The sequence below is a fragment of the Nocardioides faecalis genome, assembly GCF_018388425.1.
Taxonomy (GTDB): domain Bacteria; phylum Actinomycetota; class Actinomycetes; order Propionibacteriales; family Nocardioidaceae; genus Nocardioides; species Nocardioides faecalis.
The window spans coordinates 1,398,552-1,423,915 of sequence record NZ_CP074406.1 but is presented as its reverse complement, the minus strand read 5'-3'; the positions used below and the strand labels follow the sequence as shown (position 1 = coordinate 1,423,915).

The following is a 25,364-nucleotide window of genomic DNA, read 5'->3' as shown; positions in this document are numbered from 1 at the left end:
TCGCCGCGACGACAGACCGACCACCTCCGCGGATCGCGCGGAGGTACCCGCGACAATGGCACCATGGCCCGTCGTACCAAGTCCGAACCCGTCCCGGAGGACTTCGAGGAGCACATCCTCGACACCGACATCCGGGACGAGATGCAGACCTCGTTCCTGGAGTACGCGTACTCCGTCATCTACTCCCGGGCGCTGCCGGACGCCCGCGACGGGTTGAAGCCGGTGCAGCGCCGGATCCTGTACACGATGAACGAGATGGGGCTGCGCCCCGATCGCGGCCACTCCAAGTGCGCCCGCATCGTCGGTGAGGTCATGGGTCGGCTGCACCCGCACGGCGACGGCGCGATCTACGACGCGCTGGTGCGCACCGCGCAGCCGTGGGCCATGCGGCTGCCGATGGTCGACGGGCACGGCAACTTCGGCTCGCCCGGCGGCGAGGACCCGCCGGCTGCGATGCGTTACACCGAGGCGCGGATGGCGCCGCCCGCGGTGGTGATGACGGACTCGATCGACGAGGACACCGTCGACTTCAAGCCGAACTACGACAGCCGCGAGTTCGAGCCCACCGTGCTGCCCTCGGCGATCCCGAACCTGGTGGTCAACGGCACCACGGGCATCGCGGTGGGCATGGCGACCAACATGGCGCCGCACAACCTGGTCGAGGTGGTCCAGGCGCTGCGCCACCTGATCAAGCACCCGAAGACCGACGTCGAGGGCCTGATGCGGTTCATCCCGGGCCCCGACCTGCCCACCGGCGGCAAGATCGTCGGTCTCGACGGGATCCGCGACGCCTACGAGACCGGCCGGGGCGTGTTCAAGATGCGCGCCACCACCCGGATCGAGACCATCGGGCGCCGCAAGGGCATCGTGGTCACCGAGCTGCCCTACGGGATCGGCACCGAGAAGGTGATGGAGCGGATCAAGACCCTGGTCCAGGCCAAGAAGATCCAGGGCATCGCCGACATGAAGGACCTCACCGACCGCGAGAACGGCCTGCGACTGGTGATCGAGATCAAGAACGGCTTCGTGCCCGAGGCGCTGCTCGAGCAGCTCTACAAGCTCACCCCGATGGAGGACTCCTTCGGGATCAACAACGTCGCGCTCGTCGACGGCCAGCCCCGCACCTTGGGCCTCAAGGAGCTGCTCGAGGTCTTCCTCACCCACCGCTACGAGGTGGTCCGCCGCCGCTCGCAGTTCCGGCGCAACAAGAAGGCCGACCGGCTGCACCTCGTCGACGGCCTGCTGCTCGCGCTGATCGACATCGACGAGGTCATCCAGGTCATCCGGACCAGCGACGACTCCGCCTCGGCGCGCGAGCGACTGATGAGCGTCTTCGAGCTCTCCCAGCTCCAGGCCGAGTACATCCTCGAGATGCAGCTGCGCCGGCTGACCCGGTTCTCCCGGATCGAGCTGGAGAAGGAGCAGGAGCAGCTGCGCCGCGAGATCGAGGAGCTCGACGCGATCCTGGCCGACGAGGGCCTGCTCAAGCAGGTCGTCTCCGACGAGCTGGGCGAGGTCGCCAAGACCTTCGGCACCCCGCGACGCACCGTGCTGCTGGAGTCCGCGGGCACCACCGCCGTGGCCGCCGCGACCGCGTCGCTGGAGGTCCCCGACGACCCGTGCTTCGCGCTGCTCTCCTCCTCGGGGCTGCTGGCGCGCACCACCTCGGACGAGCAGATCGGCACCGGCGGCGGCCGGGCCAACCACGACGTGGTGGTCTCCGCGGTGCGCACCACCGCCCGCGCCGACATCGGGGTGCTCACTTCCGCGGGCCGACTCCTGCGGCTCGCGGTGCTCGACCTGCCCGCCATCCCGCCGTCGGCCAACGAGCCGAACCTGCAGGGCGGCCTGCCGCTGACCGAGGTGCTCGAGCTGGCCGCCGGCGAGCGGGCGCTGGCGCTGACCTCGCTGAGCGACGAGGGGCCGGGCCTGGCCCTCGGCACCCGCCAGGGCGTGGTCAAGCGGGTCAACCCCGAGGTGCTCGGCAAGGACGAGTGGGAGGTGGTCCGGCTCGCCGACGGCGACGAGGTCGTGGGCGCCGTCGAGCTGCGCACCGGCACCGAGGAACTGTGCTTCATCTCCTCCGACGCCCAGCTGCTGCACTTCGGCGCCGCCAACGTGCGGCCTCAGGGTCGCTCCGGTGGCGGCATGGCGGGCATCAAGCTCGCTGCCGGGGCCAAGGCTGTCTGGTTCGGGGCCCTGGAGCCCGAGGGCGCGGTGGTGGTCACCTCCTCCGGCTCGGCCACCGCGCTGCCCGGCACCGAGCCGGGCTCGGTCAAGGTCACCGACTTCGCCGAGTACCCCGGCAAGGGCCGCGCCACCGGCGGCGTGCGCTGCCACCGCTTCCTCAAGGGCGAGGACACCCTCGTCTTCGCCTGGGCGGGCACCGGGCCCGCCCGGGCCGCGGCGGCCAGCGGGGCGCCGGTCGACCTGCCGCCCGCCGAGGGTCGTCGCGACGGCTCCGGCGTCCCGGTCAGCCAGCCGATCGCCGCCGTCGCCGGACCGCTGGCCACGGCGCTCGCCGACGCCGGACCGAGGACTGAACCCGGCGCCGAACCGACCGACGGTATGCCAGGGTGAGCCCCATGTTCTCGCGACGCCACCGAGCCGCCGCCGTGCTCCTGACCGGAACGTTCACCCTCACCGCCCTGTCCGCCTGCTCCGGCGACGACGGCGAGAAGGACACGAGCAGGGACTGGTCCGAGGCCGGCCCCAAGGCCGCCGACCTGCTGGACGAGACCAGCGGCGTGACGCTGCGGCTGAGCACCGACGACGACCCCGGGGTCGACTACCTGTCCTCGGCGACCGGCACCGTCATCGCCGAGCCGCCCGCCTTCGAGGGCACGGTGAACGGCTCGGTCTCCGGCATCCCGGTCACCGACGTTCCGGTGATCTCCGTCGACGACACGATGTGGATCAACTACGCACTGCTGGGCGGCTGGAGCGACCAGTTCAAGCCCGCCGACCTGTGCGCACCGGACCCGGCCCTGCTGCTCGACCCCGACGCCGGCATCTCCACCGTGCTCACCGGCACCGAGGACGTGAAGACCGGGAAGCGTGAGCGTGGCGGCAAGGACAACAAGGAGACCTTCCAGACCTACTCCGGCACCGCCACCGGTGACGCGGTCCGCTCGATCCTGCCCTGCGCCGAGGGTGACGCCTTCGACGCCACCTACACCGTCGACGACGACGGCCGGCTGCGCACCGCGCGGCTGACCGGCGTCTTCTTCCCCGACGCCGAGTCGGTGACCTACACCATCGACGTCACCGAGTACGGCGTCACCAAGGACATCACCGCACCGCGATGACCGGCCCCGACGCCGCGCTGCCCGACGGCCCCATCGCCCCGCAGGGTGGTGGGGCCGGTGTGGTCCCCCCTGCCTCCTCAGGCCCTGGCTCGTCGGGTCCTGGCTCGTCGGGTCCGGGCTCGTCGGGTCCGGGCGCCTCGGGTCCGGGCTCCCCCGCCACGGTCCGCGACCGGGTGCTGCTGACGTTCTGTGCCGTGGCGGTGGCCTTCGCGGCGATCGACACCTATGTGGTGGTGCTGGCCCTGCCCGACATGATGGGCGGCGTCGGCATCCCGATCGACGAGCTGCAGCGTGCGGCACCGATCGTCTCGGGCTTCCTGCTCGGCTACATAGCGATGCTGCCGCTCATCGGCCGCATCGCGGACCTGCGCGGCCAGGTGCCGGTGCTGGCGATGTCGCTGGCGCTCTTCGCGTTCGGCTCCCTGGTCACCGCGATCAGCTATGACTTGCCGAGCATGGTCGCCGGCCGCTTCGCCCAGGGCGTCGGCGGCGGCGGGCTGGTGCCGGCCACGATGTCGCTGGTCGCCGCGATCTATCCCGTCGAACGCCGCGGCCTGCCGCTGGGCCTGGTCTCGGCGGTGCAGGAGTTCGGCAGCGTCCTCGGCCCGCTCTTCGGTGCGCTCGTGCTCGGCTTCACGAGCTGGCGCGGCATCTTCGCGATCAACCTCGCCGGCGGCCTGCTGCTCCTGCTCGCCGTCGGTGTCCTCGCCCGCGGGCGCGGCGCTGGGGGCGCTGGGGGCGCTGCGGATGGGGCGGGCGGGGCCACGGGGGCTCGTCGGGACGGCGGACGGTTCACGCTCGTGGCGGCGCGGGGCGTCGTACTGCTGTTGGTCGGGGTGACGCTGGCCGCCGGGCTGCTCACGTTCCTCCAGCCCGCCTCGGTCCAGCGCGACCTGACCTGGGGGCAGCTGTTCATCCCGGTCACCGACGGCGGCGGCCGGTGGTTGACCCCGGTGGGCCTGGTCACGGTCGGCGCGTTCGTGCTGTTCCTGCTCGGCTGCTGGTGCTGGCCTCGCTCGCTGGTCGACCTGCGCAGCTGGTACCGCCACCTGCTCGACGCCGACCTGCTCGGCGCCCTGCTGCTGGCAGCCGCCCTGGGCGGGGTGGTGCTGGCCTTTGCGACCGCCGATCCCGAGGTGGCGGTGTTCTCCGAGCAGGGCCCGTGGTTCCTGGCCGGCTCGGGGATCGCCCTGGTCCTGCTGGTGGCGCACCTGCGCACCGCGCAGGCGCCGATCGTGCCGCGGGGCGCGCTGCGGCCCACCCCGGCCTGGGGTGCGCTGCTCGTCAGCTTCCTGGTCGGCTGGGCGCTCATCGCCGCCCTGGTCGACATCCCGCTCTTCGCCCGCACCACCACCGAGCCGGACTCCCAGCTGGGCGCTGCGCTGGTGCTGCTGCGGTTCCTGGCCGCGCTGCCGGTGGGCGCGATCCTCGGTGGCTGGCTGCTGCGGCTGCTGCCGCCCGGCGTGCTGACGGCGATCGGGATGACCGCAGCCGGGGTCGCGTTCCTGGGCATGGCGGCCTGGGACGCGACCAGCCTGGACACCTTCGCCGCCAACGGGCCGCTGCTGCTCGGCGGGCTCGGCTTCGGTCTGGCGCTGGCGCCGGTGAACGCAGCCATCCTGGCCGCGACCGACGACCACACCCACGGCGTGGCCAGCGCGCTCGTCGTGGTGGCGCGGATGATCGGCATGCTCGTCGGCATCTCGGCGCTGACCACGGTGGGCCTGCGCCGCCTCTACGCCGCCCAGGCCGAGGATCCCTCCCTCAGCCTGCGTGAGCTCGGCATGGTGCAGGAGCACGCCGTGTTCGTCGGCGCGGCCGTCGTCGCGTTCGCCGCGGCGGCCCTGGCGCTCGCGGTGCTGGGCCGGGACCGGACCCGCGCGGTGGGCACCGCCGAGCTGTTGCGGAGCGCCGGATAATCTGGCCGCCATGACCGATTTCGACGACCTCCTCAAGGCGAACCAGGAGTTCGCCGACCACTTCCAGCTCGGCGGATTCGACGGCAAGGCACACGCCGGTGTGGCGATCGTGACCTGCATGGACTCCCGCATCGACCCGCTGCGGATGGTCGGCCTCAAGCACGGTGACGCGAAGATCTTCCGCAACCCCGGTGGCCGGGTCACCGAGGCCGCGCTGGAGGCGCTCGTCCTCGGCGTGCACCTGCTGAACGTCGACCGGATCCTGGTGATCCCGCACACCCGCTGCGCGATGGCGGCGAGCACCGAGGACGAGATCCACGAGAAGATCGGCGCCTCCACCGGCCAGGACGTCACCTGGCACACCTTCCACGTCATCCCCAACCAGCGCCTCGCGCTCGACGAGGACGTCCGCAAGGTGCGCTCGCACCCGCTGATCCCCGACACCGTGAAGGTCGGCGGCTTCATCTACGACGTCGACAGCGGCCTCCTCACCCAGCACGCCTGACGCCCCTCGCCGAGTCGTGAGTTCCCGCGCGCCGACTCGTGACTTTCCGCTCGCCGACTCGTGAAATACCGGCTCCGAATCGTGAGGTTCGGACCGTCGAGTCGTGTCTTTCCGTCAGATCCGGAAGGTCACGACTCGGGTGACGAAAACTCACAACTCGGGGGACGGGAAGTCACGACTCGGGTGACGAAAACTCACAACTCGGGGGACGGGAAGTCACAACTCGGGGACGGGTCAGGGCTGGGTGGCGAGCAGGTCGCGCAGCTTGCGGTCCACGAGGGCGCCCGGCAGGTCTTCGAGGCGTACGGCGAGGGTGGGCAGGTCGCCGATGCTGCCGACCCGCGCCACGAGGTCGGCCACGGCACCGACCGGGTCGTCACCGACGGGCAGGTCGAGCAGCAGCGGGCAGTCGACGGCACCGCCGTCGGGCTCCGGCGGCAGCTGGGCGCTCCAGCAGCCGACCTCCAGGCGTAGCGCCGCGCGCTGACCGACGCCCTCGACGAGCGGGTCGACGTACCAGTGCAGCTCGCCGACGGTGAGCCGCAGGTGCCCGCGGCGCGCCTTCGCGCCATGCGCCTTGAGCGCCTTCACCACCGCCACTCGCTGCTGGGCCACCGTCATGCCGTCCTCCGTCCGTGCGCGGCCCGCCCCGCCTCGGGCAGGCACCTGCGGATCCTGCCACGCCACCCCTGCGGGCCCACGCGCCACCCGGCACCATCCCCGCGACGCCACGATGGTGGTCTCCTACAGCCGCAACCGCACCGACTTCGGCGAGGTGCTCGCTGACCCGCTGCAGTATCGGCCGCACTTTCTGCGGGTCCGCCTGCCGCGCGTGAACTGAGCAGCGACGACCTGCTCAGGCGTCCAGCGTCTCCAGGTCGACCTCGTAGGCCCCCTGGACGATGAACTCCTTGCGCGGCGCGACCTCGGAGCCCATGAGCAGCTCGAACACCTCGGAGGCGACCTGGGCGTCGTCCACGGTGAGCCGTCGCAGCGTACGACGCCGCGGGTCCATCGTGGTCTCGGCCAGCTGGTCGGCGTCCATCTCGCCGAGACCCTTGTAGCGCTGCACCGGGTCCTTCCAGCGCACGTTCTTCTTCTTCAGCTCCGCCAGCTTCCGCTGCAGCTCGGCGTCGGAGTAGGTGTAGACGTACTTCTCCTGGCCCTTGCGCGGGTTGGAGATCTCGATCCGGTGCAGCGGCGGCACCGCGGTGTAGACGCGGCCCTCGGCGACCAGCTCGGGCATGTACTTGAAGAACAGCGTGGCCAGCAGGCAGCGGATGTGCGCGCCGTCGGAGTCGGCGTCGGCCATGAAGATGATCCGGCCGTAGCGCCGGGCGTCGAGGTCGAAGGTGCGGCCCGAGCCGGCGCCGACGACCTGGATGATCGAGGCGCACTCGGCGTTCTTGAGCATGTCGCCGACGGAGGCCTTCTGCACGTTCAGGATCTTGCCGCGGATCGGCAGCAGCGCCTGGAACTCGGCGTTGCGGGCGAGCTTGGCGGTGCCGAGCGCGGAGTCACCCTCGACGATGAACAGCTCGGTGCGCTCGTTGTCGTTCGCGCGGCAGTCGGCCAGCTTCGCGGGCAGCGAGGAGGACTCCAGCGCGTTCTTGCGGCGCTGGGTCTCCTTGTGCTGACGGGCGGCGAGGCGGGTCTTGGAGGCCGCCACGACCTTCTCCATCAGCAGCTTGGCCTGCGCCTTCTCCGCCCGCTTGGTGGAGGTCAGGAACTCCTTGAGCTGAGCCGCGACGATCTTGCGCACCACGGTCCGCGCGGCCGGGGTGCCGAGGATCTCCTTGGTCTGGCCCTCGAACTGCGGCTCGGCCAGGCGCACGGTCACGACCGCGGTCATGCCCTCGAGGATGTCGTCCTTGACGACGTCGTCGTCGTTGACCTTGAGCGCCTTGGAGGCGCGCATCGCGTCGTTGAACGTCTTGGTGAGGGCTGCCTCGAACCCGGAGACGTGAGTGCCGCCCTTGGGAGTGGCGATCACGTTGACGAAGGAGCGCAGCTCGGAGTCGTAGCCGGTGCCCCAGCGCACGGCGACGTCGACCGTGAGCTCACGCTCGACGTCCTGGGGGGTCATGTGCCCCTTGTCGTCGAGCAGCGGCACGGTCTCGGTGAAGGTGTCGGCGCCCTGGAGCCGCAGCACGTCGGTGACCGGGTCGTCGGAGGCGAGGAAGTCGCAGAACTCCCCGATGCCGCCGTCGTGGCGGAACTTCTCCTCGACCGGCACCTCACCGCGCAGGTCGCGGATGACCAGCTCGAGGCCGGGCACGATGAACGAGGTCTGCCGGGCGCGGCCGATGAGGCCGTCCAGCACGAAGTCGGCGTCCTTGGTGAAGATCTGGCGGTCCGGCCAGAACCGGATCCGGGTGCCGGTGCGGCCCTTGGCGACCCGTCCGCCCTTGCGGGTCAGACCGGACTGCGGGGTGAAGGCCGCGGCGGGCCCCTCGCCGTCGAAGACGCCGGGCACGCCACGCTGGAAGCTCAGGCCCTGGCGCGCCGGGGAGCGGTCGACGTCGATGTCCATCCGGCTCGACAGCGCGTTCACCACGGACAGGCCGACACCGTGCAGACCGCCGGTGGCGTTGTAGGAGCCGCCACCGAACTTGCCGCCGGCGTGCAGCTTGGTGGCCACCACCTCGACGCCGGGGAGCCCGGTCTTGGGCTCCTTGTCGGTCGGGATGCCGCGGCCGTCGTCGTACACCTCGACGGAGTCGTCGGGGTGCAGGGTCACCTCGACGCGATGCGCGAAGCCACCGAGCGCCTCGTCCACGCCGTTGTCGATGATCTCCCACAGGCAGTGCATCAGCCCCCGGGTGTCGGTGGAGCCGATGTACATACCCGGACGCTTCCGCACGGCCTCGAGTCCCTCGAGGACCAGGAGGTGGGCTGCGTTGTAGGTGTTGTCGGCGATGACCGGCTCCTCTGGATGACGGGGGTGTGCGGGTCCGAATCTACCGGCGACACGCCGGAGCCCGATGCAGGCACACGGGCGGCAGCACGCAACGATGTGGCCACCGGCACGGTGACCGGTCGGATCGACCCCCCGAGGTGTACGACGAGGTGAAGCGTGGACGTCCCAGGCCGTGGAAACCGGGTGGCCCCGGTCACCGAGGTGGTTGGATGTGACTCCCACGGCAGCACGATCGACGTGGGATCGAACACACGCAGTCGGGAATCTTTGATCCAGTGGCTACGTTGAAACCGGCAGCACCCTCAATGGGTTGTTGAGATGAAAGAGAGGCCCGAGATGACGACTACCGTTGCTCCCAGTGCCCCGCTTACCGCGGAGGATCGCTGTGACCGTTGTGGTGCCCAGGCCTACCTCCGCGTAGAGCTCACCACCGGTGGCGAGCTTCTCTTCTGCGCTCACCACGCTCGCGAGCACGGTGACAAGCTCAAGGAGATCGCGGCCCATGTCCACGACGAGACCCACCGGCTCACCGAGAAGCCGACCCCCGTCGACTGACGCCACCGACCACGAACCTTCGAAGAGCCCCGGGCAGCCGCCCGGGGCTCTTCGCATCCGCGCACACCCGGTACGACGCCCCGACAACGACATACACCCGCGGCCGAAGCCGCGGGTGTATGTGGGAGCTGGGTCCGTGCGGACTCAGTCCAGGTAGTCGCGCAGGACCTGCGAGCGCGACGGGTGCCGCAGCTTCGACATGGTCTTGGACTCGATCTGCCGGATCCGCTCGCGGGTGACGCCGTACACCTTGCCGATCTCGTCGAGGGTCTTGGGCTGACCGTCGGTGAGGCCGAAGCGCATGGAGACCACACCGGCCTCACGCTCGGAGAGCGTGTCGAGGACCGCGTGCAGCTGCTCCTGCAGCAGGGTGAAGCTGACCGCGTCGGCAGGCACGATGGCCTCGGAGTCCTCGATGAGGTCACCGAACTCGGAGTCGCCGTCCTCGCCGAGCGGCGTGTGCAGCGAGATCGGCTCGCGGCCGTACTTCTGGACCTCGACGACCTTCTCCGGGGTCATGTCGAGCTCCTTGGCGAGCTCCTCCGGGGTGGGCTCGCGCCCCAGGTCCTGCAGCATCTGGCGCTGCACCCGGGCAAGCTTGTTGATGACCTCGACCATGTGCACCGGGATGCGGATGGTGCGGGCCTGGTCCGCCATGGCGCGGGTGATGGCCTGGCGGATCCACCACGTGGCGTAGGTGGAGAACTTGTAGCCCTTGGTGTAGTCGAACTTCTCCACCGCGCGGATCAGACCGAGGTTGCCCTCCTGGATCAGGTCCAGGAACAGCATCCCGCGGCCGGTGTAGCGCTTGGCGAGGGAGACGACCAGACGCAGGTTGGCCTCGAGCAGGTGGTTCTTGGCGCGGCGGCCGTCCTCGGCGATCCACTCCAGCTCCTCGTGGAGCTTCGGCGAGATCTTGCCGCCCTTGGCGAGCTTCTCCTCGGCGAAGAGGCCGGCCTCGATCCGCTTGGCGAGCTCGACCTCCATCTCCGCGTTGAGCAGCGGGACCTTGCCGATCTGCTTGAGGTAGTCCTTGACCGGGTCGGCGGTGGCACCGGCCACCATGACCTGCTGCGCGGGCTCGTCGGTCTCGTCCGCGGCGGACACGACGAACGACGAGGTGGCGGTGGCCTCCTCCTCGGCCTCCTTGATGGTGGGGTCGACGGCGACGGCCTTCTCGAACTCCTCGTCAGGGATGTCCGGCAGCACCTTCTTGCCGTCCGCGCCCACCACGGGCGCCGCGGGAGCGGCGGCACCGAGGTCGACGACCTCGGGCTTCGCCTTCGCGGCAGCCTTCTTCGCCGGGGCGGCAGCCTTCTTGGCGGCAGGCTTCTTCGCCGTCGAGGCGGTGGTCGCCGCCGACTTGCGCGCCGCAGCGGCCACGGCGCGCTGCTCGACGGGCGAGCCGAGCTCGACGGAGATGCCCTGGGCGGAGAGGTGAGCCATCAGGCCCTTGAGGTGGGCTGGGACGACCTCAGCGGCCGCACACGCCTGCCGTACCTCCTCCGCGGTGACTCGACCCGTGGGTGCACCACGCTCGAGGAGCGCGGCGATAGCGGGGTGCGTCAGCACGTCTGGTGGGACCGAACGGTTCGAGGACACGAACACCTCTCGATGCAACTGGATCTTGGGCACGGCCCAGCCCGGAGGCGTCAAGACCGCTTCGACATTCTGACATGCAGCCTGAAACCTGGCCGCATCTGGGGCTACCCCGCCTTCGCCTCCGCCTTCTTGGCCTTCTTGTAGTCACGCACCTTCTGCAGCGACGCCGGGTCGACGACGTCCGCGACGGAGCGGTACCCGTCCAGCGCGTAGTCACCAGCCACTTTCTCCCAGCCCGCAGGCCGGACGTCGCGCTGCTTGGCGAGCAGCGCGACGAAGATCTTCACCTTCTGCGCCCCGAAGCCCGGCAGCGCCTGGAGCCGCTTGGCCAGGTCCTTGGCGTCGGCGGCCTCGGTCCAGATACGGGACGCGTCACCGCCGTACTCCTCGGTGACGATGCGGGCCAGCTCCTGCAGCCGGGCGGCCATCGAGCCGGGGAACCGGTGGATGGCCGGCGTGGTGGAGCACAGCGCCGCGAACTTCTCGGGGTCCACGGCGGCGATCTCGGCGGGGTCGAAACCGCCGAGGCGGGTGGCGACCTTCTGCGGCCCGGCGAAGGCGTGCTCCATGGGGTACTGCTGGTCCAGCATCATCCCGACGAGCAGGGCGAAGGGGTTCGTCGTCAGCAGCTCGTCGGCCGCCGGGTCGTCGGTGATGTGGATCGCCATGCCTCCAAGGATGCCTCAGCGTCCGGTCCGTCCCAACGCCCGCCTCCGGCGCGGACACCGGATCCGGGGGCTACGACGGCCGGGCTCACCAGTCCAGCAGCACGCCGCCGGTGACGACCGCGACGAACCACCAGACGAAGGAGAGGACCCCGAGTGCGACCACCCGTTTGGGGTAAGGCCTCCACCAGACGAAGCACAGCGCGAACATCACCAGCCAGGTGAGCAGCAGCAGCACCACCGCCCAGACCGGCGCAAGCAGGCCCGAGGCGGCATAGAGGAAGAACGACGAGACGACCATGACGAGCCCGACGAAGGGCCACGGCGAGATGACCTCACCGGTGGCAGGGTCGACCGCGACGGCCCGCACCCGGCGGCGACGTGAGAGCAGCACGAGAGCGCGGACCTCAGGCGCCGCTGGGCCCCGACGGGCCACCCGCGTCGCCCGCGTCGCCCGCGTCGCCCGCGTCGCCCGCGTCGCCCGCGTCGCCCGCGTCGCCCGCGTCGTCGTTCCAGTCCGGGTCGTTGTCCCAGGCGGCCGTCCGCTCGGCGGCCCTCTCCAGCGCCCGCGCCGCCTCGGTCTCGGTGTCGTAGGGACCGAGCCGGTCCTTGTTGGGGCACCCCGCGGCGCCCTCGACGGTGCGGTGCGTGAGGCAGAACCAGTAGGCCATGAGGTGAAACTACCCCGCAGCGACGAAGCGTCACCGCCGGCAACACCGGCGTCACGTGGCGTCGGTAGGGTCCGCCCATGAGCACGATGTTCGAGGGCTACGGAACGTCCGGTCCGGCCTACGACGAGATGTTCGACGGCGACGCCCGCCTGCGTCCGCCGTACCTGCGGCTGCGGGACTCCCTGGACAAGATGAGCACCCCCGAGCTGATCAGCCGGGTGGAGGCGCTGCAGGCCAGCTACCTGGACCAGGGCATCACGTTCGACATCGGTGGCGAGGAGCGGGCGATGCCGCTCGACATCCTGCCGCGGGTGATCGAGATGGACACGTGGTCGGTGATCGAGCGGGGCCTGCAGCAGCGGGTGCAGGCGCTCGAGGCCCTCCTGGCCGACGTGTACGACGCCGGGCGCATCTTCGACGACGGCGTGCTGCCGCGCGCGGTGGTCACCACCAGCTCGCACTTCCACCGCGCGGCCGCGACGGTGCGCCCGGCCAACGGGGTGCGGGTGCACGTCTCGGGCATCGACCTGATCCGTGACAACAACGGCGAGTTTCGGGTGCTGGAGGACAACGTGCGGGTGCCCTCGGGCGTCTCGTACGTGATGACCAGCCGCCGGGCCATCTCCGCGGCGCTGCCGGAGACGATCACCCAGCACCGGATCCGGCCGGTGGCCAGCTATTCGCAGCGGCTGCTGGCGGCGCTGCGGGCCGCGGCGCCGGCCGGGGTGGCCGACCCGACGGTGGTCGTGCTGACGCCGGGGGTCTACAACGGCGCCTACTTCGAGCACACCCTGCTGGCCCGCACGATGGGCGTGGAGCTGGTCGAGGGCCGTGACCTGGTGTGTCGCCGCGGCGAGGTGATGATGCGCACCACCAAGGGCCTGGCGCCGGTGCACGTGATCTACCGCCGCGTCGACGACGAGTTCCTGGACCCGGTGCACTTCCGCGCCGACTCGATGCTGGGCTGCCCGGGGCTGATCGACGCAGCCCGTGCGGGCAACGTGACGATCGCCAACGCGGTCGGCAACGGCGTGGCCGACGACAAGCTGGTCTACACCTACATGCCCGACGTCATCCGGTACTACCTGGGTGAGGACCCGGTGATCCGCAACGTCGACACCTGGCGGTGCGGGGAGCCGCAGGCGCGCGAGGAGGTGCTGGACCGCCTCGACGAGCTGGTGGTCAAACCGGTCGACGGCTCCGGCGGCAAGGGCATCGTGATCGGCCCGCGCGCGACCCGGGCCGAGCTGGACGAGCTGCGCACCAAGGTGCTCCAAGACCCGCGCGCCTGGATCGCGCAGCCGGTGGTGCAGCTGTCCACGGTGCCCACGTTCGTCGACGGCGAGCTGGGTCCGCGCCACGTGGACCTGCGGCCGTTCGCGGTCAACGACGGCAACCGGGTCTGGGTGCTGCCCGGTGGGCTGACCCGGGTGGCGCTGGCCAAGGGCGAGCTGATCGTGAACTCCTCGCGCGGCGGCGGCACCAAGGACACCTGGGTGCTGGCCGGGCCCACCCAGGAGCAGCTGCAGAGCCAGGACCAGCCCCAGTCGCAGGTTCAGTCCAACGGCCAGTCCAACGGCCAGTCCAACGGCCAGTCCAACGGCCAGTCGCAGTCGCAGTCGCAGGTCACCGTCGGGGAGGTGGAGTGATGCTGAGCCGGATCGCGGAGTCGCTGTTCTGGATCGGCCGCTACATCGAGCGCGCCGACGACACCGCGCGCATCCTCGACGTGCAGACCCAGCTGCTGCTGGAGGACGGCTCGGTCGACGAGACGCAGACCTGCCGCGACCTGCTGTCCTCGATGGGCGTCGAGCCGGGCGAGGCCGCCGGGTTCGGCATCGACATGTCCGGGCCGGTCACGATCGAGCAGGTGCACCGGGTGCTTCTCTACGACCCGGCCAGCCCGAGCTCGATCGCCGCCGTGCTGGGCTCGGCCCGCGAGGCCGCGCGCGGTGCGCGGGAGACGTTGACCGTGCCGCTGTGGGAGGTCATCAACACCAGCTGGCGCCCGATCCCCTCGGGGCACTTCCTGACGCTGCGGCCGCCGTACGTCTTCCAGTGGGTGCGCGAGCGGGCGGCACTGATCACCGGCACCGCGGACGCCACCATGACCCGCGACGAGAGCTGGCAGTTCATCATGCTGGGCCGCACCATCGAGCGCGCCGACATGACGTCGCGGCTGGTGGCCACCACGGCGCTGTCGGGGGCTGCGGACCACTGGACCTCGGCGCTGCGGGCCTCGGGCTCCTACGACGCGTTCCTGCGCACCTACCGCGGGGTGGAGACCGACCGGGCGGCAGCGGAGTTCCTGCTGCTGGACCGGCTGTTCCCCCGCTCGGTGGTGTTCTCCCTGGACCGGGCCGAGCAGGCGCTGGACAACCTCAACGGCGATCCCCGCCGGGCCGGTTTCCAGGACGAGGCGCACCGGCTGCTGGGGCGGGTGCGTGCGGAGCTGGAGTACCGGGCACTGCCGGACCTGCTCGACGACCTGCCCGCGGAGATGGAGCGGCTGCAGCGCACCTGCGCGGCGGCCACGGACGCGATCAGCCGGCGCTACTTCGCCGGTGCCGAGGCCCTGGCCTGGAAGGGGGTCGGCGCGTGAGCCCGATGCAGCTGCGGATCGTGCACACCTCGGAGTACGCCTATGACGGGCGGGCCGTGGCGTCGTACAACCAGGCGCGGATGACGCCGGTGACCACGCCCGACCAGATCGTGGTGCACCACCGCCTCGACGTCAGCCCGAAGCCGTGGACCTCCACCTACACCGACTACTTCGGCAGCGTGGTGACCGCCTTCGAGGTGGTCGACCCGCACGACGCGATGACGGTGACCGCGACGTCGACGGTCCAGGTCGACCGCTCCCCCTTCCCGTCGCCGACCTCGAAGTGGGAGGCGTACGGCGAGCGCGAGGTCGCCGACCGCTGGACGGAGTACCTCGTGCTCGGCGACCTCGTGCTGCCGCCCGTGGACTTCGCCACCCACGTGGGGCGGCTGCGGGAGGAGACCGCGCTGCCCGGGGAGGCGGCGATCGAGATCTGCCGGCTGGTCGCGGCCGAGATCGAGTTCCTGCCCGGTGCCACGCACGTCGAGTCGCCCGCCGCCGACGCCTGGACCCAGCGCGCCGGCGTGGCCCAGGACCTGGTCCACCTGACGATCGGGGGGCTGCGCTCGCTCGGCATCCCCGCCCGCTACGTCTCCGGCTACGTGCACCCCGTGGCCGACCCGGTCATCGGCGAGACGGTGGCCGGCGACTCCCGGGCGTGGCTGGAGTGGTGGGACGACGGCTGGGTCGGGTTCGACCCCTGCACCGGCGCGGCCCCGGACAACCGCTACGTCGCGATCGGCCACGGCCGCGACTACCGCGACGTGCCGCCGCTGCGCGGGATCTACTCCGGCGCCGCGACCGCGGACCTGGACGTGCGGGTCGAGGTCACCCGGATCAGCTGAGCCTCCGCCGGTCGGGCCCGCCCGGTGCCGCCCGGTGCCGTCCGGTGTCAGGGTTCCGTCAGGGCGGGTGCCCGCACCGTCAAGGAACCGTCAACGACAGCCCCCGCGACCGGCCGCGACCCCTAGACCTGGGGCCGTGTCCGACCTCCTCTATGTCTCCCTGACCCTGGTCCTGTTCGCCCTGCTCGCGCTCGCCGCCGGCCTCCTCGACCGGAGGCTGTCGAAGTGAGCAGCCTCGGCCCCGCCCTCGGCCAGATCGCGCTGCTCGTCGCGGCGCTGGCACTTGCCGTGCCCCTCCTGGGGCGCTACCTGGCCCACACCTACACCTCCCCGAAACACCTGAGGGTGGAGCGCGGGCTCTACCGGGTGCTGCGCCTGGACCCCGACGCCGACCAGCACTGGAGGACCTACACCGGCTCCGTGCTGGGCTTCTCCCTGGTCGGCGTGCTGCTCCTCTTCGCGCTCGGCCGGCTGCAGGAGCACCTGCCCCTGAGCCTGGGCTACCTCGGCCTGCCCGCCGACGGTGCCTGGAACACCGCGGTCAGCTTCGTGACCAACACGAACTGGCAGTGGTACTCGGGTGAGTCCACCGCGGGCCATCTGCTGCAGATGTCCGGGCTGACGGTGCAGAACTTCGTTTCCGCCGCGGTCGGCATGGCCGTGGCTGCCGCCTTCGCCCGCGGCCTGGGCCGCTCCGGCGAGAGCGGCCGGGTGGGCAACTTCTGGGCCGACCTGGTCCGTGGCACCCTGCGGGTGCTGCTGCCGGTGGCGGTGGTCTCCACGGTGCTGCTGATCGCGTGCGGCGCGACGCAGAACCTGCTGTCCACCCGGGCGGTGACCACGCTGTCCGGCGACACCCAGCAGGTCACCGGCGGGCCGGTGGCCAGCCAGGAGGCGATCAAGCAGCTGGGCACCAACGGCGGCGGCTTCTACAACGTGAACGCCGCGCACCCGTTCGAGAACCCGACCCCGTTCACCGACCTGCTGCACATCTTCTTGATGCTGCTCATCCCGTTCGCGATGGCATGGGCCTTCGGCCTGATCGTGCGCGACCGGCGCCAGGGTGCGGCGGTGCTGTCGGTGATGGCGGTCCTGCTCACCACGGCCGTGGCGCTGCTGACCTGGGCCGAGCTCGCCGGGCCCGGCCTGGCGCCGGAAGCGGCCGGTGGAGCGCTCGAAGGCAAGGAGGTCCGGTTCGGCACCGCCGCCTCCGCGCTGTACGCCGCCGCGACCACCGGCACCTCGACCGGCGCCGTCAACGCCATGCACGACTCGCTGACCGCCCCGGGCGGCGGCGTGGCGCTGTTCAACATGATGCTGGGCGAGATCGCTCCGGGCGGGGTCGGCTCGGGCCTGTACGGCATGTTGATGCTGGCCATCGTCACCGTCTTCCTGGCCGGGCTGATGGTCGGGCGCACCCCGGAGTACCTCGGCAAGAAGATCGGCCAGCGCGAGGTCGTGCTCGTCGCGTGCTACGTGCTGGCCACCCCGGTGCTGGTGCTCGCCGGCATCGCGCTGGCGATCAGTGCCGACGCCGGCCTCGCCGGACTGCAGGAGGACGGCACGCACGGTCTCTCCGAGGCGCTGTACGCCGTGACGTCGGCGGCGAGCAACAACGGCTCCGCGTTCGGCGGGCTGACCTCCGGCACACCGTTCTGGAACACCCTGCTGGGCCTGCTGATGCTGCTCGGCCGGTTCGTGCCGATCGTGCTCGTGCTCGCCCTGGCCGGCCGCTTCGCCGCCCAGCGCCGGCTGCCCCCCAGCGCCGGCACCCTGCCCACCCACCGACCGCTGTTCGTCGCGCTGCTCACCGGCGTGGCGCTGGTGGTGGTCGGCCTCACCTACGTCCCCGTCCTTGCTCTCGGCCCGATCGCGGAGTCCCTGTCATGAACGTCTCGTCCACCATCGACCTGCCGGGCGCGCTGCCCGGCGCGCTCGCCAAGCTCGACCCGCGTGCCCTGCTGCAGACCCCGGTGCTGCTGGTCGTCGAGCTCGGCGCACTGACCACCACCGTGCTGGCGGTGCTCGACCCCAGCGTGCTCGGCTGGATCGTCACCGTCTGGCTCTGGCTGACCGTGCTGTTCGGCACCCTGGCCGAGTCGGTCGCCGAGGGCCGCGGCAAGGCGCAGGCAGCCAGCCTGCGTGCCCTGCAGACCGAGACCGTCGCCCACCGGGTGCGCGGTGCCCTCTCCCCCGCCGGCTCCGCGGCCCCGTCCTCCCCTGCGGCCCACGCATCCTCGGCGAGCGACATCAGGCTCGACGAGCTGCCGGTCGAGGACGTGCCCAGCGCGTCGCTGCGCGCCGGCGACCTCGTCGCGGTCGGCGTCGGCGAGCGCATCCCCGCCGACGGCGACGTGGTGGCGGGGATCGCCTCGGTCGACGAGTCCGCGGTGACGGGCGAGTCCGCGCCGGTGATCCGCGAGTCCGGCGGTGACCGCTGCGCCGTCACGGGTGGCACGGTCGTGCTCTCCGACGGGATCGTCGTACGGGTCACCAACGATCCGGGGCAGTCCTTCGTGGACCGGATGATCGCCCTGGTCGAGGGCTCCGAGCGGCAGCGCACGCCCAACGAGATCGCGCTCAACGTGCTGCTCTCCGCGCTCACCGCGATCTTCGTGGTGGTCGTGGGCTCGCTCGCCTTCGTCGCCGACTACAGCGACGCCCGGCAGTCGCCGATCGTGCTCACCGCGCTGCTGGTGTGCCTGATCCCGACCACGATCGGTGCGCTGCTCTCCGCGATCGGCATCGCCGGGATGGACCGGCTGGTGCGGCGCAACGTGCTGGCCATGTCCGGACGGGCGGTGGAGGCCGCCGGCGACATCGACGTGCTGCTGCTCGACAAGACCGGCACGATCACCTACGGCAACCGCCGCGCCGCCGAGCTGATGCCGGTGCCCGGGGTGGAGGCCGACGAGCTCGCGGAGGCGTGCCTGCTGTCCTCGCTGGCCGACGAGACACCGGAGGGCCGCAGCATCGTCGATCTCGTCGGGGGGCGCCGCGCGGTGCCCAGCGGCGCGGAGCTGGTCGCCTTCTCCGCCTCGACCCGGATGAGCGGCGTCGACGTCGACGGGGTCAGCATCCGCAAGGGCGCCGGCACCGCCGTGGCGGCCTGGGTGGCCGAGCACGGCGGCGCGCCGGACACCGAGGACCAGGGGCTGGACGAGCTGGTGGACAAGGTCAGCAGCAGCGGCGGCACGCCGCTGGTGGTGGCCGAGTGCCGCGGCGACGCCCCGGCCCGGGTGCTGGGCGTCATCCACCTCAAGGACGTCGTCAAGGAGGGCATCCGCGAGCGCTTCGCCGAGCTGCGCGCGATGGGCATCCGCACGGTGATGATCACCGGCGACAACCCGGTCACGGCGGCCGCGATCGCCGCCGAGGCCGGCGTCGACGACTTCCTCGCCGAGGCCACCCCGGAGGACAAGATGCGGTTGATCCGCCGTGAGCAGGAGGGCGGACGGATGGTCGCCATGTGCGGCGACGGCACCAACGACGCGCCCGCACTGGCCCAGGCCGACGTCGGTGTCGCGATGAACACGGGCACGAGCGCGGCCAAGGAGGCCGGCAACATGGTCGACCTCGACTCCGACCCGACCAAGCTCATCGAGATCGTCGAGATCGGCAAGCAGCTGCTCATCACCCGCGGAGCGCTGACCACGTTCTCCATCGCCAACGACGTGGCGAAGTACTTCGCGATCCTGCCCGCGATGTTCATGGTGGCGTTCCCAGGGCTCGCCGTGCTCAACGTGATGCGGCTGTCCAGCCCCGAGTCGGCGGTGATCTCGGCGGTGGTGTTCAACGCGCTGATCATCGTCCTGCTCATCCCGCTGGCGCTGCGCGGCGTGAAGTACCGGCCCGCGTCGGCCACCGCGCTGCTGCGCCGCAACCTGGCCGTCTACGGCCTCGGCGGCCTGGTGGCCCCGTTCGTCGGGATCAAGCTGATCGACCTCGTCGTCTCGCTCGTCCCCGGTCTGTGAGGAGAGAAGAACCATGAACGACCTCTACACCCTGTTCCGCCAGAGCCTGGCCGGCCTGCGACTGCTCGCCGTGCTGACACTGCTGCTCGGCGTCGCCTACCCGCTCACCCTCACCGGCATCGCCCAGGTCGCGCTGCCCTGGCAGGCGAACGGCTCCCTGGTCACCGCCAGCGGCGCGCACACCACCGACGCCGACGAGGCGGTCGGCTCGGTGCTCATCGGCCAGCCCAGCGACGACGAGGCGCTGTTCCTCAACCGGCCCTCCGCGGCCGGCGACGGCTACGACATGCTCGCCAGCTACGGCTCCAACCTCGGGCCGAGCAACACCGACCTGGTGGCGGCGATCCTCGAGCGTCGTACGGCGATCGCCGAGCTCGAGGACGTCGCCGCCGGCACCGTGCCGCCGGACGCGGTGACCGCGTCGGGCTCGGGGCTGGACCCCGACATCTCGCCGACCTACGCCGCCCTGCAGGTGCCGCGGGTGGCGCGGGCCAACGACCTCGCCGAGGTCGAGGTGGAGCGGCTGGTCGCCGAGCACACCAGTGGCCGCACGTGGGGGGTGCTGGGCGAACCGCGGGTCAATGTGCTGGAGCTCAACATCGCGGTGCGGAGGCTGGCAGGATCGTGACCGTGGAGGAGCCTCGCCGGGGTCGGCTGACCGTCTACCTCGGCGCCGCACCCGGCGTCGGGAAGACCTTCGCCATGCTCGACGAGGCCCGCCGCCGCTGCGAGCGCGGCACCGACGTGGTCGTCGGGTACGTCGAGACCCATGGCCGCGAGCAGACCGCGGCCAGGCTCGACGGTCTGGAGGTGGTCGCCCGCAGGGAGGTCACCCACCGCGGCTCGGTCTTCACAGAGATGGACACCGAGGCGATCCTGGCCCGCCGCCCCGCGGTGGTCTGCGTGGACGAGCTGGCGCACACCAACGTGCCCGGAAGCGCTCGGGAGAAGCGGGCCGAGGACGTCGAGCTGATCCGCCGCGCCGGGATCAACGTGGTCACCACGGTCAACATCCAGCACCTGGAGTCGCTCAACGACGAGGTGTACCGGATCACCGGGGTGCGCCAGCGCGAGACGGTGCCCGACGAGGTGGTGCGGACCGCCGAGCAGATCCAGCTCGTCGACATGCCCCCCGACGCGCTGCGCCGCCGGATGGCACACGGCAACATCTACAAGGGCGACCAGATCGACGCCTCGCTGGCGTCGTACTTCCGGGTGGGGAACCTGACCGCGCTGCGCGAGCTGGCGCTGCTGTGGCTGGCGGACCGGGTCGACGACGCGCTGGACGTGTACCGCCGCGAGCACCGCATCGACCAGCCGTGGCCGACCAAGGAGCGCATCGTCGTCGCGGTCACCGACGGCGCCGAGAGCGAGACCGTGCTGCGCCGCGGGGCGCGGCTGGCGCAGCGCGCGGCGGGCGCGGAGCTGCTGGCGCTGCACGTGCTCGTCAACGACGGCCTGGTGACCACGCCGCAGCAGGGCGGGGTGGAACGCGCCCAGCAGCTCAGCGCGGCGCTGGGCGGCACCTTCCACACCGTCGTCGGCGAGGACGTGGCCCAGGCGGTGGTCGACTTCGCCTCCGGTGCCAACGCCTCGATGATCGTCGTGGGCATCTCCCGGCACGGACGCCTGCGCCGGCTGCTGCGCGGTACGACGGGTGAGCGCATCGCCTCGCTCGCCGGGCCGGTCGACGTCCACCTCGTCACGCACGAGAAGGGCGCCGACGTCGCCCGGCCGCGCCCGTACGCCTCGCCGCTGAGCCGCAGCCGACAGGTGGCGGGGCTGATGCTGTCGGTGCTGCTGCCGTTGCTGCTGGCCGGGGTGCTGCGGCTGCCCCAGGACCCCGACCAGCTGCCGTTGGACGTGCTGCTGTTCCTCGCCGTCACCGTGCTGGTCGCGCTCGTCGGCGGGCTGTTGCCGGCGCTGGTGGCGGCGCTGGGCGGGTTCGTGCTGCTCAACTGGTTCTTCACTCCCCCGGTGAACGGGCTGAGGATCGGCGACCCGTTGAACCTGGTCGCGCTCGTCGTCTTCGTCGCCGTCGCCGTCGGTGTGGCCAGCGTGGTGGACCGGGCCTCGCGGCGCACCTCGGACGCCGCCCGCGCCCGCGCAGAGGCCGCCACGATGGCTTCCCTGTCCCGCTCGGTGCTCACCGGCCAGGACACCGCGGAGGCGGTGGTCACCCGGCTGCGGGAGACCTTCGGGCAGCGCTGCGCCTCCCTGCTCACCCGCGGCCCGGCGGGCTGGAGCGTGCTGGCCACGTCGGGGGCCGAGCCGGTGCTCACGCCGGAGGAGGCCGACACCCGGGTGCCGATCGACGACGACCACGTGATCGCGTTGTGCGGACCGCCGCTGCGCGCCGTGGACCGGCGGGTGCTGGAGGCGTTCGCGGTCCAGACCGGTCTGGTGCTGGAGTACCGCCGGCTGCGCGAGCGTGACGAGCGGGCGGCGACCCTGGAACGGGCCGAGGCGACGAGCACCGCGATCCTGCGCGCGGTCTCCCACGACCTGCGCACTCCGCTGGCCACGATGCGCACGGCGGTCGACGGCCTGAGCTCCGGCGGGCTGGCGCCCGAGGAGGTCAAGGAGCTCGTCGCGGTGACGGAGTCCGCCACCGACCAGCTGGAGCGGCTCATCGACAACCTGCTCGACCTGTCCCGGGTCGAGTCCGGGCTGCTGCACCCCACGCTGCGCGAGCGCAGCCTGGAGGAGGTGCTGCCGCTGGCGGTGGCCGGCCACCCGCCGGGTGCTGTGGTGCTCGACGTGGACGAGTCGTTGCCACTGGTGCGCACCGACGCCGGGCTGCTGGAGCGGGTGGTGGCCAACGTGGTGGGCAACGCGGTCCGGGTCTCACACGGCGAGCCGGTGCGGGTGCTGGCGCACGTGCTGCCCGAGGTCATCGAGATCCTCGTGGTCGACCGCGGGCCGGGAGTGCCACCGGGCCAGCGCGAGCAGATGTTCGACCCCTTCCAGCGCCTCGGGGACGGTTCCGAGGGCGGGCTGGGCCTCGGGTTGGCGGTGGCACGCGGGCTGAGCACCGCGCTGGGCGGCACGCTGAGCGCCGAGGACACCCCCGGCGGTGGACTGACCATGGTGCTCACCGTGCCGCGGGCGCACCCGGACACCCCGGGCGCTCTCGATGGGGCGGGGCCACCGGAGGGGGCGGGATGAGCAAGGTGCTGGTCGTCGACGACGAGCCGGCGCTGGCCCGGGCACTGGCGATCAACCTGCGCGCGCACGGCTGGGAGGTGGTCACGGCCGCCGACGGCCGCTCCGCGCTGGAGGCGGCGGCCGCGGAGCGACCCGACGTCGTCGTACTGGACCTGGGGCTGCCGGACCTGGACGGCACCGAGGTGATCGCCGGGCTGCGCGGCTGGACGTCGGTGCCGATCGTGGTGCTCTCGGCGCGCCAGCACGGTGAGGACAAGGTCGAGGCGCTCGACCTGGGTGCGGACGACTACGTGACCAAGCCGTTCGCGATGAACGAGCTGCTGGCGCGGCTGCGCGCCGCCGTACGACGGGGGCAGTCGGCCTCTCCCACCGACGCGGTGGTCACCGCGGGATCCCTGGAGGTCGACCTGGCCCGCAAGCGGGTGACGCGCGACGGGGCCGAGGTGCGGCTGACGCCGACGGAGTGGGCCTTCCTGGAGCTGCTGGCCCGCAACATGGGCCGCCTGGTGACCCGCGAGCAGGTGCTGCGGGAGGTGTGGGGCCCGGCGTACGAGCACGAGTCGCACTACCTGCGGGTCTACGCCGCCCAGCTGCGCCGCAAGCTGGAGGACGACCCGGCGCACCCGCGGCACCTGATCACCTCGCCGGGGCTGGGCTACACCCTCGAGCCGTGAGCCGAAGGGGCTCAGCGGCGGGACCGCTCAGCGGTCGATCATCCGCTGCATCGCCTCGGGGTACCGCTCGCCGCGCACCTCGATCGTGGCGGAGGCGTGGTCGAGCTCGGCCAGGTCGTCGGCGCTGAGCTCGACGGCGGCCGCGCCGAGGTTCTCCTCCAGCCGGGTCAGGCTGCGGGTGCCGGGGATGGGCACGAGCCAGGGTCGCTGCGCGAGCAGCCAGCTCAGCGCGACCTGGCCGACGGTGGCGTCGCAGCGTTCGGCGACGCGGCGTACCTCGTCGACCAGGGCGAGGTTGGCGGCCAGCGCCTCCTGCTGGAAGCGCGGCAGGGTGGCGCGGATGTCGCCGTCGCCGAACTCGGTCTGCGTGGTGACCTGCCCGGTCAGCGCGCCGCGGCCGAGCGGGCTGAACGGCACGAAGCCGATGCCGAGCTCGTCGAGCACGGGCAGGATCTGCTCCTCGGGCTCGCGCCAGAACAACGAGTACTCGCTCTGCAACGCGGTCACCGGCTGCACCGCGTGGGCGCGGCGGATCCGGTCGACGCCGGCCTCGGAGAGGCCGAAGTGGCGCACCTTGCCGGCCTCGATCAGCTCCTTGACGGTGCCGGCGACATCCTCGATCGGCACCTGCGGGTCGACCCGGTGCTGGTAGAGCAGGTCGATGACGTCGGTGCTCAGCCGGCGCAGGGAGCCGTCGACGGCCGCGCGGATGTGCTCGGGCCGGCTGGAGACGGTGCTCTGGTCGTCCTCGTCGAAGACGAACCCGAACTTGGTGGCGATGACGACCTGGTCGCGCACGGGAGCCAGCGCCTCGCCGACGAGCTCCTCGTTGTGGAACGGCCCGTAGACCTCGGCGGTGTCGAACAGGGTGACGCCCCGGTCGACCGCCGCGCGCAGGAAGTCGATCATCTCCGCCCGCGGTGGGCGCGGTCCGAAGCTCTGGCTCATGCCCATGCAGCCGAGGCCGAGCGGGGAGACCTCGAGTCCCTGGGTGCCGAGGATGCGTGGCTCCATCGCTTCTCTCCTTCACGTGCGGGCCCGGGCGGGCATTCAGTCGAGTCTAGGACTGTTTCCGCCCCCACCGCCGGGCCGTTCACCGCGCTCCGCCGCGGCCCGTGACGTCGGCTCAGCCGCCGACGTAGCCAGTCTGCGGATCGATCATCGCTAGGAAGTCCCGGATGTGCTCGCCGTGCTGCTCGACCGTCTCGGCGGCGGGACTGGAGCCGAAGCTGTAGCCGTCATTCGGTCCCGTGAGCCAGGTGTACGACGTCCCGCCGCGACCATCCGGCGCCACCAGGAACGTCTCCCCAACCACGTCGCCAGAAGCCTTGAGCCACTAACGGTCGAGGGCAGCGAGCTCGCGGGTCGTGTCTGGGACCTTCGTGCCGTCGATGAGGGAGACAACAGCGTCTTCGTCGGTGCCGGCTACGGCGTGGAGGACGCCGTCGGCGACTTCGTAGCGACCCTGCGCGCCACCGAGGACCCCGTACGTCCCATCCTCGCCGGGGCCCAACAACGCGAGGAAGTACTGGTGGCCCTTCTCGAACGGTGGCTGGCCTTCCAGCTGCAGGCGGTACGGCTCTTTGGTTCCCGCGGTGACGAGCCCACCGGTGAACTTGACCTTCACGGCCTTCTCGCCGGCGAGACCAGACAGCGCCTTGTCGACCGTGAACTCCTGGGTCGTCATCACGATGGTCGGATCCATGGCGAGCGGTTCCTCGACGGATTCCCCCGCCGTGGCGAGGACCGTTGCCTGCGCCGTGGAGACAAGCTCGGTGACCGTGCTGACGCCCGAAGCGAGGCTAGCCTGGGCTATCCGCACCGGGACCTCTGGCGACGACTCGCGATCAGCGGTCGGCGCCTGCGTGTCGACCCCGCAAGCGGAAAACCCCAGCAGTAGGGCGGGTGCAGCGATCCAGCAACGAGTGATTCTGGTGCGCATCGTGAATTCCCCCG

Annotated in this window: 22 protein-coding genes; 13 read left to right on the top strand and 9 right to left on the bottom strand. The window is 71.6% G+C overall.

Annotation, left to right across the window (positions count from 1 at the left end; all coding sequences use genetic code 11):
* The first annotated feature begins 63 nt into the window (after positions 1 to 63).
* The 4 genes from KG111_RS06600 to KG111_RS06585 all read left to right on the top strand — a co-directional run bounded on the left by KG111_RS06600 (position 64) and on the right by KG111_RS06585 (position 5,732).
* Positions 64 to 2,580: a DNA gyrase/topoisomerase IV subunit A gene (locus tag KG111_RS06600; RefSeq protein ID WP_205291543.1), complete on the top strand. Its 2,517-nt coding sequence runs from the start codon at positions 64 to 66 to the stop codon at positions 2,578 to 2,580.
* A gap of 5 nt (positions 2,581 to 2,585) precedes the next feature.
* Positions 2,586 to 3,308 (top strand): LppX_LprAFG lipoprotein, encoded by a 723-nt coding sequence (locus KG111_RS06595; protein ID WP_205291544.1) that lies wholly within the window; start codon positions 2,586 to 2,588, stop codon positions 3,306 to 3,308.
* Between the two features lie 173 nt (positions 3,309 to 3,481).
* Positions 3,482 to 5,227 (top strand): MFS transporter, encoded by a 1,746-nt coding sequence (locus KG111_RS06590; RefSeq protein WP_249666331.1) that lies wholly within the window; start codon positions 3,482 to 3,484, stop codon positions 5,225 to 5,227.
* Positions 5,228 to 5,237: 10 nt separating this feature from the next.
* Positions 5,238 to 5,732, top strand: coding sequence for a beta-class carbonic anhydrase (locus KG111_RS06585; protein WP_205291546.1), 495 nt, complete (start codon positions 5,238 to 5,240; stop codon positions 5,730 to 5,732).
* A 234-nt stretch (positions 5,733 to 5,966) separates the two neighbouring features.
* On the opposite strand, the gene KG111_RS06580 is transcribed toward KG111_RS06585, so the two are convergent.
* Complete coding sequence (locus KG111_RS06580) at positions 5,967 to 6,398, bottom strand: hypothetical protein (protein ID WP_205291547.1); 432 nt, start codon at positions 6,396 to 6,398, stop codon at positions 5,967 to 5,969.
* A gap of 190 nt (positions 6,399 to 6,588) precedes the next feature.
* A complete protein-coding gene (locus tag KG111_RS06575; protein ID WP_205291582.1) occupies positions 6,589 to 8,652 on the bottom strand; it encodes a DNA gyrase/topoisomerase IV subunit B in 2,064 nt (687 codons plus the stop codon).
* Positions 8,653 to 8,970: 318 nt separating this feature from the next.
* Between KG111_RS06575 and KG111_RS18230 the strand changes: the two genes are divergently transcribed.
* A complete protein-coding gene (locus KG111_RS18230; RefSeq protein ID WP_372440161.1) occupies positions 8,971 to 9,207 on the top strand; it encodes a DUF7455 domain-containing protein in 237 nt (78 codons plus the stop codon).
* Positions 9,208 to 9,351: 144 nt separating this feature from the next.
* Here the strand turns inward: KG111_RS18230 and KG111_RS06565 are convergent, their stop codons facing one another.
* From KG111_RS06565 to KG111_RS06550, 4 genes are all read right to left on the bottom strand, one after another.
* On the bottom strand, positions 9,352 to 10,653 hold the full coding sequence (locus tag KG111_RS06565; protein ID WP_240195696.1) for an RNA polymerase sigma factor: 1,302 nt from the start codon (positions 10,651 to 10,653) through the stop codon (positions 9,352 to 9,354).
* Positions 10,654 to 10,913: 260 nt separating this feature from the next.
* The gene (locus KG111_RS06560) at positions 10,914 to 11,477 is read right to left on the bottom strand and encodes an HhH-GPD-type base excision DNA repair protein (protein ID WP_205291550.1); all 564 of its coding nucleotides are present in this window, start codon (positions 11,475 to 11,477) and stop codon (positions 10,914 to 10,916) included.
* A gap of 85 nt (positions 11,478 to 11,562) precedes the next feature.
* On the bottom strand, positions 11,563 to 11,868 hold the full coding sequence (locus KG111_RS06555) for a hypothetical protein (protein ID WP_205291551.1): 306 nt from the start codon (positions 11,866 to 11,868) through the stop codon (positions 11,563 to 11,565).
* A 13-nt stretch (positions 11,869 to 11,881) separates the two neighbouring features.
* Entirely contained in the window at positions 11,882 to 12,145 is a 264-nt protein-coding gene (locus tag KG111_RS06550; protein ID WP_240195697.1) for a hypothetical protein, read from the bottom strand.
* 77 nt (positions 12,146 to 12,222) lie between these two features.
* Here KG111_RS06550 and KG111_RS06545 point away from each other — a divergent pair, with 77 nt between their 5' ends.
* From KG111_RS06545 to KG111_RS06510, 8 genes are all read left to right on the top strand, one after another.
* Positions 12,223 to 13,794 (top strand): circularly permuted type 2 ATP-grasp protein, encoded by a 1,572-nt coding sequence (locus KG111_RS06545; protein WP_205291552.1) that lies wholly within the window; start codon positions 12,223 to 12,225, stop codon positions 13,792 to 13,794.
* Complete coding sequence (locus tag KG111_RS06540; RefSeq protein WP_205291553.1) at positions 13,794 to 14,747, top strand: alpha-E domain-containing protein; 954 nt, start codon at positions 13,794 to 13,796, stop codon at positions 14,745 to 14,747. Before KG111_RS06545 ends, KG111_RS06540 begins: the two co-directional genes overlap by 1 nt.
* Before the next feature lie 5 nt (positions 14,748 to 14,752).
* Complete coding sequence (locus KG111_RS06535; protein ID WP_240195750.1) at positions 14,753 to 15,592, top strand: transglutaminase family protein; 840 nt, start codon at positions 14,753 to 14,755, stop codon at positions 15,590 to 15,592.
* Between the two features lie 225 nt (positions 15,593 to 15,817).
* Positions 15,818 to 17,482, top strand: a complete 1,665-nt coding sequence (gene kdpA / locus KG111_RS06530) for a potassium-transporting ATPase subunit KdpA (protein ID WP_205291555.1) — start codon at positions 15,818 to 15,820, stop codon at positions 17,480 to 17,482.
* Positions 17,483 to 17,568: 86 nt separating this feature from the next.
* Entirely contained in the window at positions 17,569 to 19,566 is a 1,998-nt protein-coding gene (gene kdpB / locus KG111_RS06525; protein ID WP_213450043.1) for a potassium-transporting ATPase subunit KdpB, read from the top strand.
* Between the two features lie 13 nt (positions 19,567 to 19,579).
* The gene (gene kdpC / locus KG111_RS06520) at positions 19,580 to 20,194 is read left to right on the top strand and encodes a potassium-transporting ATPase subunit KdpC (RefSeq protein ID WP_205291557.1); all 615 of its coding nucleotides are present in this window, start codon (positions 19,580 to 19,582) and stop codon (positions 20,192 to 20,194) included.
* Positions 20,195 to 20,196: 2 nt separating this feature from the next.
* On the top strand, positions 20,197 to 22,734 hold the full coding sequence (locus tag KG111_RS06515; RefSeq protein WP_249666330.1) for a sensor histidine kinase: 2,538 nt from the start codon (positions 20,197 to 20,199) through the stop codon (positions 22,732 to 22,734).
* Positions 22,731 to 23,408 carry a response regulator gene (locus KG111_RS06510; protein ID WP_205291558.1) on the top strand — a complete coding sequence of 226 codons (678 nt, stop codon included), beginning with the start codon at positions 22,731 to 22,733 and terminating at the stop codon, positions 23,406 to 23,408. The genes KG111_RS06515 and KG111_RS06510 overlap by 4 nt, the downstream gene beginning before the upstream one ends.
* A gap of 27 nt (positions 23,409 to 23,435) precedes the next feature.
* Here KG111_RS06510 and KG111_RS06505 read toward each other — a convergent pair whose 3' ends face one another.
* The 3 genes from KG111_RS06505 to KG111_RS06495 form a co-directional block, all read right to left on the bottom strand.
* The gene (locus tag KG111_RS06505; RefSeq protein WP_205291559.1) at positions 23,436 to 24,422 is read right to left on the bottom strand and encodes an aldo/keto reductase; all 987 of its coding nucleotides are present in this window, start codon (positions 24,420 to 24,422) and stop codon (positions 23,436 to 23,438) included.
* A gap of 112 nt (positions 24,423 to 24,534) precedes the next feature.
* Entirely contained in the window at positions 24,535 to 24,723 is a 189-nt protein-coding gene (locus KG111_RS06500; protein ID WP_205291560.1) for a hypothetical protein, read from the bottom strand.
* A 21-nt stretch (positions 24,724 to 24,744) separates the two neighbouring features.
* Positions 24,745 to 25,350, bottom strand: a complete 606-nt coding sequence (locus KG111_RS06495) for a hypothetical protein (protein WP_205291561.1) — start codon at positions 25,348 to 25,350, stop codon at positions 24,745 to 24,747.
* Positions 25,351 to 25,364: the final 14 nt, after the last annotated feature.